This is a genomic window from Clostridium sp. AM42-4, from assembly GCF_003480105.1.
Lineage (GTDB): Bacteria > Bacillota > Clostridia > Lachnospirales > Lachnospiraceae > Brotaphodocola.
In genome coordinates, this window is sequence record NZ_QUIK01000025.1 from 14,801 (window position 1) to 31,095 (window position 16,295).

At 50.1% G+C, this 16,295-nt stretch carries 14 protein-coding genes; 13 read left to right on the forward strand and 1 reads right to left on the reverse strand.

The genetic code is table 11. From position 1 onward, the window contains the following. Positions 1 to 7 precede the first annotated feature (7 nt). From ispE to DW922_RS15500, 7 genes are all read left to right on the forward strand, one after another. The gene (ispE, locus tag DW922_RS15470) at positions 8 to 925 is read left to right on the forward strand and encodes a 4-(cytidine 5'-diphospho)-2-C-methyl-D-erythritol kinase (protein WP_118718669.1); all 918 of its coding nucleotides are present in this window, start codon (positions 8 to 10) and stop codon (positions 923 to 925) included. Continuing rightward, positions 903 to 1,577, forward strand: a complete 675-nt coding sequence (locus DW922_RS15475; RefSeq protein ID WP_118718670.1) for a GntR family transcriptional regulator — start codon at positions 903 to 905, stop codon at positions 1,575 to 1,577. The genes ispE and DW922_RS15475 overlap by 23 nt, the downstream gene beginning before the upstream one ends. A 60-nt stretch (positions 1,578 to 1,637) precedes the next feature. Continuing rightward, positions 1,638 to 3,554, forward strand: a complete 1,917-nt coding sequence (locus DW922_RS15480; RefSeq protein ID WP_118727043.1) for a PrpR N-terminal domain-containing protein — start codon at positions 1,638 to 1,640, stop codon at positions 3,552 to 3,554. Positions 3,555 to 3,891: 337 nt separating this feature from the next. Then, entirely contained in the window at positions 3,892 to 4,776 is an 885-nt protein-coding gene (gene garR, locus DW922_RS15485; protein ID WP_118718672.1) for a 2-hydroxy-3-oxopropionate reductase, read from the forward strand. Between the two features lie 111 nt (positions 4,777 to 4,887). Beyond that, positions 4,888 to 5,787, forward strand: a complete 900-nt coding sequence (locus DW922_RS15490; RefSeq protein ID WP_118718673.1) for a dihydrodipicolinate synthase family protein — start codon at positions 4,888 to 4,890, stop codon at positions 5,785 to 5,787. Positions 5,788 to 5,933: 146 nt separating this feature from the next. Next, positions 5,934 to 7,070 (forward strand): glycerate kinase, encoded by a 1,137-nt coding sequence (locus DW922_RS15495; protein ID WP_118718674.1) that lies wholly within the window; start codon positions 5,934 to 5,936, stop codon positions 7,068 to 7,070. A 116-nt stretch (positions 7,071 to 7,186) separates the two neighbouring features. Then, positions 7,187 to 8,164: an AEC family transporter gene (locus tag DW922_RS15500; protein WP_118727056.1), complete on the forward strand. Its 978-nt coding sequence runs from the start codon at positions 7,187 to 7,189 to the stop codon at positions 8,162 to 8,164. 123 nt (positions 8,165 to 8,287) lie between these two features. Here the strand turns inward: DW922_RS15500 and DW922_RS15505 are convergent, their stop codons facing one another. Then, positions 8,288 to 9,412, reverse strand: a complete 1,125-nt coding sequence (locus DW922_RS15505) for a hypothetical protein (protein WP_118727044.1) — start codon at positions 9,410 to 9,412, stop codon at positions 8,288 to 8,290. 160 nt (positions 9,413 to 9,572) lie between these two features. On the opposite strand from DW922_RS15505, the gene DW922_RS15510 reads away from it, so the two are divergent. From DW922_RS15510 to DW922_RS15535, 6 genes are all read left to right on the forward strand, one after another. After that, positions 9,573 to 10,259 carry a GntR family transcriptional regulator gene (locus tag DW922_RS15510; RefSeq protein WP_118718677.1) on the forward strand — a complete coding sequence of 229 codons (687 nt, stop codon included), beginning with the start codon at positions 9,573 to 9,575 and terminating at the stop codon, positions 10,257 to 10,259. Between the two features lie 106 nt (positions 10,260 to 10,365). Further along, on the forward strand, positions 10,366 to 11,985 hold the full coding sequence (locus DW922_RS15515) for an AMP-binding protein (protein WP_118727046.1): 1,620 nt from the start codon (positions 10,366 to 10,368) through the stop codon (positions 11,983 to 11,985). Positions 11,986 to 12,245: 260 nt separating this feature from the next. Next, entirely contained in the window at positions 12,246 to 13,388 is a 1,143-nt protein-coding gene (locus tag DW922_RS15520) for an acyl-CoA dehydrogenase family protein (RefSeq protein WP_118718680.1), read from the forward strand. A gap of 13 nt (positions 13,389 to 13,401) precedes the next feature. Beyond that, on the forward strand, positions 13,402 to 14,202 hold the full coding sequence (gene acrB / locus DW922_RS15525) for an acryloyl-CoA reductase electron transfer subunit gamma (protein ID WP_118718681.1): 801 nt from the start codon (positions 13,402 to 13,404) through the stop codon (positions 14,200 to 14,202). A 20-nt stretch (positions 14,203 to 14,222) separates the two neighbouring features. Next, entirely contained in the window at positions 14,223 to 15,332 is a 1,110-nt protein-coding gene (gene acrA, locus DW922_RS15530) for an acryloyl-CoA reductase electron transfer subunit beta (protein WP_118727047.1), read from the forward strand. 202 nt (positions 15,333 to 15,534) lie between these two features. Next, a complete protein-coding gene (locus DW922_RS15535; RefSeq protein ID WP_118727048.1) occupies positions 15,535 to 16,236 on the forward strand; it encodes a GntR family transcriptional regulator in 702 nt (233 codons plus the stop codon). Positions 16,237 to 16,295: the final 59 nt, after the last annotated feature.

Here is a 16,295-nt window from a genome sequence, read left to right on the forward strand (position 1 = left end):
AAAAGCAATGATAAAGCATTTAAGTCTCAAGGCGTATGGCAAGATCAATCTGGGTCTTGATGTACTGCGCAGACGGGAAGATGGCTACCATGATGTGCGTATGATCATGCAGACAGTCGGTATCTTTGACCGGGTAGATCTGGTCTGGAAGGAAGAGCCGGGAATCCAGGTTGAAACAAATCTCTATTATCTGCCGGTAAATGAAAATAATCTGGTTTATAAGGCGGCAAAGCTTTTGATGGATGAGTTTCAGGTCCAGGATGGCCTGCTGATCCGGCTGAAAAAATTTATTCCGGTGGCAGCCGGAATGGCGGGCGGCAGCAGCGATGCGGCAGCAGTATTGTTTGGCGTAAATAAAATGTTCCGTCTGGGGCTGACTACAGAGCAGCTTATGGAGCGCGGCGTAAAGATCGGCGCAGATGTACCTTATTGTATTTTGCGCGGAACTGCCCTGTCGGAAGGAATTGGCGAGGTGCTGACGAAGCTTCCGCCGGTTCCGCAGTGCCAGGTGCTGGTGGCAAAGCCAGGGATCAATGTTTCCACGAAATTTGTATACGAAAATCTGCATGCCAATGACCTGAGCCCGGATGCCCACCCGGATATCGATGGAATGATCCAGGCAATCAGGGATCAGGATTTCATGGGGATTGCCGGAAGACTGGGCAATGTTCTGGAAACGGTTACCATAAAGGAATACCCTGTGATTCAGGAAATTAAAGATAAAATGCTGGAATATGGTGCGATCGGTTCCTTGATGAGCGGAAGCGGCCCGACTGTATTCGGGTTATTCACAAACCCGAAGGCTGCACAGGAGGCCTATGAGGAGCTGCGCTTCGGGAAATCCGCAGAGCTGGCAAAACAGGTATATTTGACGAATTTTTACAATCAGAAGGAGAGAAATCATGGAAAACAAGCTGAAGGTTAATATGAATGAATATCTGCCGCTGCGAGACGTGGTGTTTAATACCCTGCGTCAGGCAATCTTAAAGGGAGAGCTGGAGCCGGGCGAGCGTCTGATGGAAATTCAGCTTGCAGACCGTCTGGGTGTCAGCCGTACCCCGATCCGTGAAGCGATCCGCAAGCTGGAGCTGGAGGGACTGGTCCTCATGATCCCGCGTAAGGGTGCTGAGGTTGCAAAAATCTCCGAAAAGAGCCTGCGTGATGTGCTGGAGGTCCGCCGTTCCTTAGAAGAACTTGCGATCGAGCTGGCATGCCAGCGTATGACGGAAGAGGACATCAAAGAGCTGGAGGAGGCACAGGAGGCATTCCGCAATGCTATCCAGAGTGCAGATGCCATGACCATCGCAGAGACCGACGAGCATTACCATGACATCATTTACAATGGAACCGGCAACAACCGCCTGGTCCAGATCCTGAATAACCTGCGTGAACAGATGTACCGTTACCGCCTGGAGTACATTAAGGATGCAGATAAGCGTCAGATCCTGGTAGTCGAGCACGATTATATCTTAAAAGCGATCCGCTCCAGACACGTGGCAGAGGCAAAGAAAGCCATCCGTGAGCATATTGATAACCAGGAGATCACGGTATCTAAGAATATCAAAGAGCAGCAGTAAACAAATCTGTGCCGCCCGCCGTTTAAGCGTGGCGGCATATTTTAAAAATGAGGTAAACGAGTGGGAAAGATAGCACTTCTGGTGTCCAGGGAGGAGATGATCCACCAGGCCCATAACATTTTGCAGGAGAAGAAATTTGAAATCCAGGAAATGCGGGTGATCCATACGGAGGATACCGTTATGGAGGCGCGGCGGTCTATTGCGGACGGGGCAACGATCATCATTGCCCGCGGGTTGCAGGCTTCCATCATCAAACAGTATACAGATACCCCGGTCGTTGAGATCGTCCTGACGGCGCAGGAGATGGCGCTTCTGGTCATGCGTGCCAAGCAGATCGCTGGAAAGGAAAAGCCGGTCGTGGCCGTGGTCGGGTTCCGGAATATGTTCTGTGATATGTCTTACTTTGATGAGCTTTATAATATTGAACTGAAAACGTATTTTGCGGATCAGGGAGCGGAGCTTCCGGTTGCGGTGCGCAGGGCAATTTTAGATGGCGCTGATGTTGTGATCGGCGGAGACACGGCGGTTTCCATCGCAACAGAGGCCGGGGTACCGTCTCTGTTCCTTTCCATGACGGAGGATTCCATGCGGCAGGCATTTTCTACAGCAGAAAACATGGAATATGCCATGAATGTGGAAAAGAAAACTGCAGCACAGCTGGAGACCCTGCTGGATTATTCCTACAGCGGAGTTATCCGTCTGGATGGAAATGGCATCATCACTGCGGTAAACCCGCTGATGGAAGATATGATCGGCAAAACGGAAAGCGAGTTAAAGGGCCAGGATATCCGGAAAGCAGCGCCTATGATCGGCAAAGAGGCGTGGAACCGGGTCTTCCAGGAGGGAGAGGATTATTCCCTGTTCTTTGAGTGGAACCAGACTCCGATCTTTGCAGTGCTGGCTCCGGTCTTATACGAATCCCGCGTGGACGGCGCCATTGTCACCTGTCATAAAATGAAGAAAAAGACCGTGACACCGGACCGGTCTCGGATGATCCGGAAAGAGGAAAGTGAAAGGGCACTTCCCCCACTGGTACAGTTTGAAGATATCCTCCAGAAATCAAAGGCTATGCAGGAATGTATCCGCAAGGCAAACCTGTATGCGCTTTCCGAGCACCCGGTGGTACTCATCGGAGAGCCCGGGACGGAAAAACGCATGCTGGCAGAAAGTATCCACAACAGCAGTATCCGCGCACAGGGGCCATTTCTCGATGTGCCGTGTGAGGGACTTTCCGGGGAGGAGCAGAAGAACATGATCTTCGGAAACCGCGGCGCGGTGCTTCAGGTACAGGGCGGGACACTTTTACTGCGTGATGTGGAAGAGCTGACGGCGGCCAACCAGTACCGGCTTTACCAGCTGATTCGTTTTAGGGTCTGCCACGGTGCAGATATTGGAAGCCTGCGGAAGGTGGATGTGCGGGTTATGGTGACGATCGGCTGCCCGCTTTCTGAATTGATGGCAGAGGGCAAGATCAGCCCGGATCTTTACTATCTTTTATCAGGACTGGAACTGTTTGTCCCGCCGCTTCGCGAACGCAGGGAGGATCTTTTCGATAAAATTGAAGACACGATCCATGACTGCTGTGAGCATTATTCTAGATATCATGTCCTGACGAAGGGAGCCATGGAGGTGCTTCTGGATTATCCGTGGAAAGGAAACCTGTTCCAGATTGAGAGCTTTTGCGAGCGTCTGATCCTGATGGCCGGAAAACGTTCCATTGATGAGATTGCAGTACGCAGGCTTTTAGAGGAGCTGTATCCGGAGCAGGCGATGGGAGACGATTTCAAGAAGGAGCAGGAAAAGACTGCAGAAATGGGGAAAGCACTGGCGCGGGAGTGGGATACCCTGCCAGATGAGGCACAGAGGATCCTGCAGCTTTTGCATAAATTCAGCGGGAACCGGGAGAAGACAGCCAGGGAGCTTGGAGTCAGCAAGGCAACGCTCTGGCGCCATATGAAAAAGTATGATATCACCTGATCCTGGGATTATGCCGTGAAAAAAATAAACTGCGGAGATAACGGGAAAAGAAATCAAGAACGGGGAAAATAATACCCCCAATAACCGGATATTGAGAAAATGACATGCGGGTGCAATGAAAATAAAATGAAATGAAATAAATATGAAATAAAAATGCAAAAATATCACATTTGCTTCATTTTTTGATCTGGATTTGGATATTCTGCCTATTGTTTGGCGGAACCGGTTTGATTATAATTCAGACATAAGCTGACAGAGAGAAATGCGAAAGCACGAAGCCTGTCAGGGAAACCAAATGATGTTTTACTTTTTTATTTAAGAAAGAGAGGAATTCAAAATGAAAATTGGATTTATCGGATTAGGTATCATGGGAAGACCGATGGCAAAGAACCTGGTTAAAGCAGGTCACGAGCTGGTTGTTTTCGATTTCAATAAAGATGCAGTAGCAGACCTGGTATCCTGCGGCGCAACCGCAGCAGAGAGCAACAAGGACCTGGCAGCTCAGGTTGACGTTGTTATCACCATGGTTCCGAACTCCCCGCACGTAAGAGCAGCAGTTCTGGGCGAGAACGGTGTTGTTGAGGGTGCAAAAGAGGGTCTTGTTGTAATCGATATGAGCTCCATCGACCCAACCGAGAGCAAGGCAATCGGCGCTGAGCTGGCTAAGCACGGCATCGATATGCTGGACTGCCCGGTATCCGGTGGCGAGCCGAAAGCAATCGACGGTACCCTTTCCGTTATGTGCGGCGGTAAGAAAGAGCTGTTCGACAAGTACTATGACATGCTGATGGTTATGGCTGGTTCTGTAGTTTACGTTGGTGACCTTGGTTCCGGTAACGTAGCTAAGCTGGCTAACCAGATGGTAGTAGCTATCAATATCGCAGCTGTAGCTGAGGCTCTGACCTTCGCTAAGAAAGCTGGCACCGATCCTGAGTTAGTATACCAGGCAATCCGCGGTGGTCTGGCTGGTTCTACCGTTATGGACGCTAAGGCTCCGATGATGCTGGCTGGCAACTACAAGCCGGGCTTCCGTATCGAGCTTCACATCAAAGACCTGAACAATGCTCTGAACGCAGCTCATGCAATCAGCTCTCCGGCTCCGTTAACCGCTGAGATGATGGAGATCATGCAGTTCTTAAGATCTGAGGGATGCGACAAAGACGATCACTCCAGCATCGTTAAGTACTACGAGAAGATTTCTGGTACCAGCATCGTTAAATAATAAGCGTTACCAGATAAAATAATTTAAGAAAAGTCATCATGCACTGCTGCTTACGGGTCCGTGGGCAGCAGTGTGTCAGATAAGGCGTCATGTGCGCTGGAAGGAGATAGTATGAATACAGATTTTATTAAGGGCGTAGTTGTCCCGATGATCACCCCGATCGACAAAGATGAGCTGATCGACGAAGCTGCAATCCGCAGCCAGGTTGATTATGTAATCGATGGCGGCGTAAGCGGCATCCTGTTATTCGGCAGCAACGGTGAGTTCTATGTAGTAGAAGAAGATGAGATGGAGAGAGGCTTAAAGATCGTTGTAGATCAGGCAGCTGGACGTGTTCCGGTATACTTCGGTATCGGCGCTATCAGCACCAAAAAGTGCATCCGTCTTGCAAAGATGGCAGTAGCAAACGGCGCAGCAAGCGTATCTGTTCTGCAGCCGATGTTCTTAAAGCCAACTGAGACCGAGCTGTTTACTCACTTCAAAGCAATCGCAGACGCTGTTCCGGAGACTCCGGTACTGCTTTACAACAACCCGGGACGTGTAGGCTACACCCTGTCTGCAAACCTGGTTGAGAGACTGGCTCATGAGGTTCCGAACATCGTAGGTATGAAAGATACCAGTGGTGATATCACCCAGACTTCTGAGTTCATCCGCAGAAACAGAGACGTAAACTTCAAGGTATTCGGCGGAAAAGACACCCTGCTTTATGCTTCCATGTGCCACGGCGCAGTAGGTGGTGTATGTACCGCAGCAAACTTCATGCCGGAGCTGATTACTGATGTATACAACAAGTATGTTGCAGGCGATCTTCAGGGCTCCCTTGAGGCTCAGTTCAAATTAAATCCGGTACGTCTGTCCATGGACGGCGCAAGCTTCCCGGTAGCAGCAAAGGATATGGCTAACTTACGCGGCCGTAACGTAGGCCTTCCGTATACCCCGAACCTGGCTACTCCGGAGGGTCCGGTATTAGACAAGATCAAAGCTGAGATGACCAAGGCTGGTCTGCTTTAATCGTTTCGTTTAACTGAATAGAAACTACGGCATTGATGATGGACCGGCGATTCTTCTTGGATGCCGGTCCGTTTTTTCATTGTCTGTCATGCTGCGAAGACGCTGATGGTGTGTTCGCTGATTTCACTTATGTATAAGGAGGATTTATGAAATTACTGTTTGCATCCGATTCTTTCAAGGGAACTTTATCTTCTGACCAGATCATTAAGCTGTTAAATGAGTCCGCACAGCGTGTATTCCCGGGCTGTGAGACTGTTGGTGTTCCGGTTGCGGACGGCGGCGAGGGAACTGTTGACGCAGTTATCGCAGTAACCAAGGGCGATTACCGCAAGGTAAAGGTACATGGACCGCTCATGGAGGAGACAGAGGCTTCCTATGGTGTGTTCCACGGCGATTCTGCTATCATCGAGATGGCAGCAGCATCCGGACTTCCGATGGTTCCGACCGAGAAGAGAAACCCGTTAAATACAACAACCTATGGTACCGGTGAGCTGATCAAGGATGCTCTGGATAACGGCTACCGTAAGCTTTCCATCGCAATTGGCGGCAGCGCTACCAACGATGGCGGTATGGGTGCTATGAGTGCACTGGGCGTTCGTTTCCTGGATGCACAGGGCAATGTGCTGACCGGTGTTGGTTCTGATCTGGAGAAGGTAGCAGATATCGATATGAGCGGCCTGCATCCGGCAGTAGCCGAGGCTGAGATTACCGTTATGTGCGATGTAACCAATCCGTTAACCGGACCGGATGGTGCAACCTACACCTTCGGCAAACAGAAGGGCGGTACCCCGGAGATCCTGGACCGTCTGGAAGCTGGCATGAAGAACTATGCAGCTGTTATGCGTGCAAAAGGCATGGATGTTGAGAATAAGGAAGGCGCAGGCGCAGCAGGCGGACTTGGTGCAGCCCTTTGCGGTTTCTTAAAAGCAAACTTAAAATCCGGTATCGAGACCGTGCTGGATCTGATCGATTTCGATGGCCTGTTAGAGGGTACCGATCTGGTAGTGACCGGTGAGGGACGTATCGACTGGCAGTCTGCATTCGGTAAGGTACCGAGCGGTATCGGTATGCGCTGTAAGGCAAAGGGTGTTCCGGCTGTGGCTATCGTAGGCGGCATGGGAACCGGCGCAGAGAAGATCTATGAGTTTGGCGTAGAGAGCATTGTTCCGACCATCAACGGTGCAATGGATCTGGAGGAAGCATTAGAGCGTGCTGAGGAGCTTTACGCAAACGCAGCAGACAGAACCTTCCGCATGATCCGTGTTGGTATGCAGATGAAATAAGATAAAAAAGATTACTAGGTGCGGCCGGTCGTTTACTGACCAGCCGCATTTTTGATTGGCATATCGAGGAGGCGCCGGTGGCGCGTCCGATGATTATAGGAAAACGGGGGTATACCATGGATATCAGTAATTTGTGGACCCTGCAGGTCATGATGTTTCTTCTGGTGGCTGCAGGCGCTATTCTGACCAGCAAGGGAATTTTAAAAGATAATGCGAAGCCGGTCCTGACGGATCTGGTTTTATATCTGTTCCTTCCCTGCAATATTATAAACTCATTCCGGATGGAATTTAATCTGGAAATCTTAAAAAAATTTGCGGTAGTCCTGGGAATCTCCCTGGCTGTCCAGTTTGTGAGCTATACGCTCAGCAAGCTGTTATATAACCATGTGCCGAAGGAATTAAAGCGTGTTATGCAGTACTGCACGATCGTTTCCAACTCCGGCTTTCTGGGACTCCCGATCGCGCAGGGAATTTATGGTGCAGAGGGAATGATGTACGCGTCTGTCTTTATCATTCCGATGCGTGTCATGATGTGGTCGGCAGGAATTGCCTGCTTTACGGAAAGCCCGGATATGAAGAGCGTCGTGAAGAAGCTGGTCGTTCATCCGTGCATCATTGCGGTGTACATCGGTCTGGGCCTGATGATCTTCCAGGATCCGTTGAACCAGCTTTATGGAGCGGTGCTTGGATGTAACCTTCCACTGGTCCCGGAGCTGGCTAAGGTCCTCATCGGCGCGCTGGATAAGGGAATCCGTTCTGCCGGTGGCTGTACCACAGCCATGACCATGGTCCTGATCGGTATGATGTTCTCCGGTATGTCCCTGCGGAGCATGATCGATAAAAATACCATGTTTATTTCCGCACTCCGTCTGGTTGTGCTGCCGGCCATTGTCCTGACCGGCTGTCGTCTTGTCGGGATCGATCCGTTCCTGGCAGGTGTATGTACCATTATCACAGGTATGCCGGCTGGAAGTACTTCTGCGATCCTTGCGGCAAAATATGGCTGTGACTATAAATTTGCGACAAAATGTATCGTAATCTCTACATTATTGTCCCTGGTATCCATTCCGGTCTGGGCTATGATCCTGGGATAATAAAAAAGGCGTGTAAAAAATGATAAGCTCCCTTGATGGGAAACGGTTCATTTTTTACATGCCTTTTGTTTTGCAGGAAATGCGCCCAGGCGTAAGAGTGTGGCAGTTACATTCTTGTTGTGTTTACCGGGAAAGAGTAAACTGTGCGCTGTCCTTGTGCAGCGGAAGCATTTCATTTCCGTGGATGATCAGGACTGCCTGTTCGTGCGGCTGGAAATTCTTTAAATCCTCCGAGGTGCGCAGGGTCCAGAGAACGGCACCGCGGCGGTCCTTGAAGTGTACTGCAGAATTGGGATGTTTTTTTGTTCCATTGCTGCTTGTGTAGGAATCCTCGCGTTCTGCAAGAACATCCACTGCGGTCAGGACCGGTTCCTTCTGTAAGAAAGTCTTATGGTAGCGGAATTCCTTTTTCTGGGACAGCAGAGCAAAAAGCACGGCAACCACTAAAACCCAGGAGATCGTTGTTGCGCCCTGCATACCAAAGAACAGGGTGATCAGACCAAAAATAAAGAAGAGAACAATGGAAAACAGGTATTTTTTTCCGTAATTACGGTTCCAGCCCTGGATCTGGTCCTGGTACTGGCTGATGTACATGGTGCGCTCTGCTTCGCTGAGCTCGCGGACCAGCTCTGTCTTTGGAGCTTCGAACTGCTGGGCGGCAATGCCCTTTTTGTCGATCACGGTTTCCGTGAAATTCGTGGGAGCTGCGATGATCTGGCTGGCCTTTGGGCTGTCTGCCATCATCAGGCAGACGCGGGCACCTTCACCGACCTGCTCATAAAGCTCCTTCATGATCCGGACATTGTCCAGATAGACGTGCTTGGAAAAAACAATGCGCAGCGTGTAGTCTGTAACCGGGCCAAACAGGGTATGGCGGGTCCTGGTTTCTTTTTTGGAACAGGTTCCATAGCTGATCAAAAAGTGGTTCCCAAGCTCGGAGCGGATGTGGCACATGCCGGAGTTTTCACGCCGTAATTTGGAAAGCCTCAGGTAGTGCGGGATAAAGGCAATGGCCAGTGCCCCGAGAATCAAAAGCAGCATAGGACTTAAGCCTGCGGTGATAATGCCGGCCAGCGCTGCCAGAGCAAGAAAGATAACGACTAAGGGCGCAGAGTATTCGGCAATCTGCATCAGCCGGTTGGAAAAAAGTCCCTGTGCAGCGTGGTAAAGACCAAGCGTCATATTATCTTCCCGTGTGGTACAGTCGGCAAAGCCGTAATCGGCCCGTGCCTGTTCTGGTGTGATCATAAAACCCCTCTTTTCTATAATAAACTGTCTGTTATCGTAGCATAGACCGGATGGAAAGTCCAGAGTTACTCCCTGTCTTGTAAAAAAACAGCAGATACCGTATAATGTCTGTAAAAAGATAGAATATTCATGCAAAAAATGTATGAATGGGGAGAAAATTATGATACCACAGAATGCCATGGACAGTGATGAGATTTATATGGATCTATGCAGTAAAATAGAAAAGCTTGTCTATCTTCCTGGAGACAAGATCAGCGAAAACGAGCTTTGCAGACAATATGGTGTGTCAAGACATATCATCCGTACCGTGATCGGACGTTTGAAAGAACGGGCTCTTCTGACCGTGTATCCGCAGCGGGGAACCTTTGTCAGCCTGATCGATATGAAATCAGTAGAACTGATCTTATTTATCCGCGAGGCGGTAGAACAGGAGGCAGTCCGCCTTTTACAGTTCGAGGCACAGGAGGTCCGGGATAAGATGGGGGAATCCATGAAGAACTGTCTGAAACGCCAGCAGGAGGCAATTGATCGCCAGATCGATATGGATGCATTTTATGAGCTGGATAATGCATTCCACGGATGCCTGCTGGAGGCTGTTGGCAAGCGCGAAGCAATGGCGTTCATCGGGGAGGATTATGTCCATTTCAGGCGGTGGAGAAATTTTGATGTGATCAAGACCGGGCGCCAGGCTGGGATCATAAAAGAGCATACAGCTCTCATGGAAGCGCTGGTGCAGAATAAGACCAAGGAAGCCCACGAGATCCTCCATGCACATTTGAATACGATAAACCGACAGAAGTATATCAAAGAAAAGGTGTCATCCCAGTATTTTATCTATTATGAATGAGAAGAAATGAAGCTGGCCGAAAAAACAGTTGCAATGAGTCCTAAAAGGTGTTAAGTTATTAACAGAATAACTTGTCGACAAGTGTGCAAGAAATAGGGGAGTTGTTATGAGACTGATAAAAAAGACGATTGCGGAATGTCTTAGAAGCCGGGTGAGGGAAAGTGCGGACCGGGTTGCATTGGAGGCAGATGGCCAGAGCTATACCTGGAGGGATCTGGATACCCTCAGCGATTATATGGTAGGAAGAATGCATTCCTGCGGGATCCAAAAGGGCACCCATGTCGGGATCTGGAGCACGAATTCCCCGAACTGGGTCATTGTCTTTCTGGCACTGAGCAAGCTTGGTGCAGTTCCGGTCCTTCTGAATACCTGCTACAGCACAGAGGAACTGGCGAAGGTGCTGCGCTACGCAGAGGCAGAGTTTGTGTACTATGGCGAGGGCTACAAAAAGCTGGTTTATGAGGATATGGTGGCGCATCTTTCTACCCAGCTGGAGGGAATTGTAAAACGCTGGATCTATATCGGCCGTGATACCTCCCGCAAGTGGATGACAGAAAAAAGCTTTGTATTTGCAGAGCGCATGAAAAAGGCAACAAAGGAGATCGGCGGTTACATCCGCAAGGTTAGCCCGGAGGATACAGCAGCAATCCTCTTCACATCCGGGACCACGGCAATGCCGAAGGGCGTTATGCTGAGCCATTACAGCATGGTGAATAATGCACTGGAGATTTGCGGGCATATGGGATGGACCGCAGAGGACAAAATGCTGATCGCGGTTCCGATGTTCCACTGCTTCGGCCTGACAGCCAGCCTGCTGGCAGGAATCCAGACAGGCTGTTCGATGCATACGATTGAATATTATAAGACCATGACAGTGCTGCAGGCAATTCAGAAGCACCGCTGTACCGTCTTAAACGGGGTGCCGTCTATGTTTCTGGCGCTGATCCGGAATCCAAAGCATAAAGACTTCGATCTGGGCAGCCTGCGAAACGGGATCATTGCCGGTTCCCCGGTGACGGAAGAAGATTATTACCGGATCAGAGAAGAAATACCGGGCCTGAAGCTTCATATCTCCTATGGCCAGACCGAGACATCCCCCTGTATCAGCATCAGCGATGTGGAGGATTCTGACCAGGACTGCGCCTGCTCAGCGGGAAAAGTGATCCGGCATTGCGAGGTGCGGATCCTCGATCCCGGAGGAAGACAGCTTTCTGCCGGAGAAGACGGGGAAATCTGCGTGCGTGGCTACCAGGTGATGCAGGGCTACTATAAGCTTCCGCAGGAAACCGGCAAGGTGATCGATGCAGACGGCTGGCTGCACACAGGGGATCTGGGGCATCTGGATTCCCGCGGCTTTTTGCATGTGACAGGACGCATGAAGGAAATGATCATCCGTGGAGGGGAAAATATTTCACCACGGGAGATCGAGGCAGTGATCAGTAAATATCCGGGGATCCGGGAAAACAAGGTGATCGGTCTTCCGGCAGAAGTCCTGCAGGAAATGATCGTGGCATGCATCATCCCGGAGGAGGGCATGACGATCAGCACGACCGGTCTGATGAGCCACCTGGAAAACCATCTTGCCTACTATAAGCTGCCGGCCCATATTGTGCGTATGGAATCTTTCCCGGTGAATGCCAGCGGGAAGGTGATGCTGGGAGAATTAAAAAGACAGGCAGCAGAGATCATCCGCACCAATCCGGAGATCACCAGCACAAAGAAATAGAAATATGGATCATGCAAAAAATGAAAATCCAGAGACTTTGGAATGCGCGAAAATGCACAAAATTGGATGAGCAAATTTGTGAAAAATAGAAAAAGTGTTCTGGTCAGATATGTAATTATAGACATGTTGTTGGCAATGTGTTATAATTTATACATATGTTAGAGAAATAACAAACAAATCAAACAAAACCGGTCCGGGGAAACCTGCAGCCGGAGCGCAAATACGGAACCTGGTTTTCCGTAGGAAAAAGGAGGCAAAACATGATTCTTTCTGCGAAATATGAGTTAATGAGAAAGAACTTCCGCAACTTTGCGGAGACAGAGTTTACGACCGAGATCCAGGAAAGACTGGATAAAGAGGGCGGATTCGATTCAGAAATGTATAAAAAAATGGCAAAATACGGATTCCCTGGCATTAAGATCCCGGTTAAGTACGGCGGTCAGGGTGGTGACAGCCTCGCATATGTCCTGATGAATGAGGAGTTTTCACGGGTATGTCCGGTCCTTGCTATTTATGCAAACACCTCCAACTCCCTGGGCGGCGGCCCGCTCCTGGCATGCGGCAATGAGGAACAGCTCCAGAAATATCTGATTCCGGTAGCGAAGGGTGAGAAGCATATCTGCTTTGCACTGACTGAGCCGGGTGCCGGCTCCGATGCAGGAAGCATGACAACAAGGGCAGTAGAGGACGGCGATTATTTTGTATTGAATGGCCGTAAGTGCTTTATTTCTGGTGCCCCGATCGCAGATTACGCAGTCGTATTCGCAAAGACCGACCTGACCCAGAAGGGGGCAAAGGGCATTTCTATTTTCCTCGTAGATATGAAGCTGCCGGGTGTTTCCTGCGGAAAGCCGGAGGCAAAAATGGGTATCAACGGTTACCCGACCAGTGATATCGTATTCGAGAATGTAAGAGTCCACAAGAGTGATCTGGTAGGACCGTTAAATAAAGGCTATGCAGTTGCAATGTCCACGCTGGATGGTGGCCGTCTTGGTGTTGCCGCACAGTCCCTTGGTATTGCACAGGCTTGCCTGGAGGAAGCTACCAACTATGCGAAAGAGAGAAAACAGTTTGGCAAGCCGATCTCCTACAACCAGGGCATTAGCTTCATGCTGGCTGACATGGCAACTGAGATCGAAGCAGCACGCTGCCTGATCTACAACACCGCTATGGCAAAGGATGCAGGGGATAAGAACGCTTCCGTTATGTGCTCCATGGCAAAATATTATGCATCTGAGATGGCAAACCGCGTAGCGGCAAAGGCAATCCAGATCCACGGTGGTTATGGTTTCATCAAAGAGTACAAGGTAGAGCGCCTGTACCGCGATGCCCGCGTTATGACTCTGTATGAAGGAACCAGCCAGGTACAGCAGATCGTTATTTCCAGAAGTCTGTTAAAGTAGGAGGAAGCTTAGAATGAGAATTTTTGTATGTGTAAAACAGGTTCCGGATACCTCCGGAAAAGTTGCTGTAAAAGCAGATGGAACACTGGACCGTGCATCCATGCAGACCATCATCAACCCGGATGACCTGGCTGCTACCGAGGCAGCCCTGGAATTAAAAGACGCTACCGGATGCCAGGTAACCGTAGTTACCATGGGACCGCCGCCAGCAGAGGGCATGTTAAGAGAGCTGATCGCTATGGGGGCAGATGACGCAGTCCTGATCTCTGGCCGTGAGTTTGGTGGATCCGATACCTTCGCAACCTCCCAGATCATCGCAGGCGCACTGCACAACCTGGGTGTTGGTCCGGAGGATGTCATCTTCTGTGGACGTCAGGCAATCGATGGCGATACCGCACAGGTTGGCCCGCAGATCGCAGAGAAATTAAACATTCCGCAGGTTACCTACGCAGCAGACATCAAGAAAGAGGGCAACAGCCTGACCGTAAAACGTCTGCTTGAGGATGGCTACATGACCGTTCAGGTCCAGACACCTTGTCTGGTTACCTGTGTAAAAGAATTAAACGAAGTCCGTTACATGACCGTAAAAGGCATTCTGGAGTGCTGGGACAAGCCTCTGACTGTTCTGGACTACAACGCTTTGAAGGACGAGCCGCTCATCGATCCGACCACCATCGGACTGAAGGGTTCACCGACCAACGTATTCCGTTCCTTTACCCCGCCGCAGAAGGGTGCAGGACAGATCCTTGGCGGTACCGCTGAAGAGGCTGCTAAAGAGCTTGCAAGCCTGCTTGCAAAGAAACACGCAATCTAGGAACAGGGAGGAAGAAGAATATGTCTTATAATAGTGCTGAGATCAATGAATTCAGTGATATCTGGGTATTCTGTGAGCAGCGTGATGGCAAGCTGATGAATACTGACTTCGAGCTGGTCAGCGAAGGTAGAAAGCTGGCAGACGAGAGAGGTTCCAAGCTGGTAGGTATCTTACTTGGCGGCGAGGGAATCGAGAACACCGCAAAAGAGCTTGGCGGATACGGCGCAGACAAAGTGATCGTGTGCGCAGATAAAAACCTGGCAGTTTACACCACCGATGCATACAGCAAGGTACTGTGCGATGTGGTTATGGAGAAAAAACCGGAGGTTCTCTTAATCGGCGCATCCAACATCGGCCGTGACCTTGGTCCGCGTGTTGCAGCAAGACTTCACACTGGTCTGACTGCAGATGCAACCCACCTCGACATCGATATGGACCGCTATGTGCAGTTCTTAAAGGAGTCTTCCACCATTGATCTGGAAAAAGTAAAATTCAAAATGGATGATACCAACTTAAAGATGACCCGTCCGGCATTTGGCGGCCATCTGATGGCTACCATCATCTGCCCGCGCTTCCGTCCGTGCATGTCCACCGTACGTCCGGGCGTTATGAAGAAAGCAGAGTTTGACCAGGCTAAGGCTGATGCATGTGAGATCGAGATGGCTCAGTTCTCCTTAACCGATGCTGATTTAAGAACCAAGGTTCTGGAAGTTGTTAAGGAAACCAAGAAACTGGTTGACCTGATCGGTGCAGATATCGTTGTCAGTGTAGGCCGTGGTATCAGCAAGGATCCGGAGAAGGGCATCAAGCTGGCAGAGGAGTTAGCAGAGGCTCTGGGCGGCGGCGTTGTAGGCGCATCCCGTGCAGTTACCGATGCAGGCTGGCTGTCTTCTGACCACCAGGTAGGACAGACCGGTAAGACTGTTCATCCGCGTATCTATGTAGCACTTGGTATCTCCGGTGCAATCCAGCACAAGGCTGGTATGCAGGATTCTGAGACGATCATTGCAGTAGACAGCAATGAGGCAGCTCCGATCTTCGAGTGTGCAGATTACGGTATTGTTGGCGACCTGTTCGAGGTAGTTCCGCACATGATCGAGGAGATCAAGGCAGCGAAAGCCGCAAAGTAAAAATAACGCACAGTAAATCAAAGGGGCGAAAGCTCCCGCAGCCGCCATGTATGGCGGCTGCGGGAGCTTTCACCCCTCGTTTGTTATCGCGTGATATTGTTTAAAAGGAGAAATTTTGGGCGGTTGACAGGTGGGAAATTCTGCCGTAGAATTGTGTCAAACAGGATTTAGAGTTTTGAATAATAGCAGCGGAGGAATGGATATGATCTATGCAAAGTCCGTGGAGAACCATCCGATCACATCGGATGAGATCTTTGAACAGATATTAAACAGAATCATCCAGCTGCGTCTGGAACCGGGGCAGCTGATCAGTGAAAACCAGATGTCAGCAGAATATGGTGTCTCCCGGTCAGTCATCCGGACTGCCTTTACGCGCCTGAAACAGCTGGGTTTTATTGAAATTTACCCACAGCGGGGAACGTATGTCAGTCTTATGGATCTGAGTCATATTGCCGATCTTCTGACGCTGCGTACTGCCGTGGAAAAGGAAGTGCTCTATGAAATCTTTGCTGATCTGGGTGAGGCAGAGCGCAGGCAGATGGTGGAGCGTCTGGAAAAAAACTTGCAGGAGCAGGAAAAATATAGGGATGAGGCGGACTATTTTGGCCGGTTCCCAGATCTGGATGCAGATTTCCATAAGATCATGATCGACAGCGTAGGGCGCAGTGCCATGATGCGCATGTTAGACAGCCTGATGCTGCATTTGTCCCGGTGGAGAAACTTTGATGTAGCGTTCGACAACCGTGTGCCGCAGCTGATCGAGGAGCATAAAAAAATCGTTGCCGCGATCCGGGAGGGAAATATCCAGAAGGCCCAGGAATGTATGGGAGAGCATCTGGAGACCATTACGGCGATCGCAGACCGGGCGACGGCCAAGTACCCGACCTATTTTAAAAATGGTTGACCCGGTTGGGCAGGGGAAAGAAGAACCGGAAAACGTGAAAAGTGCGGATTTCCGGCTCT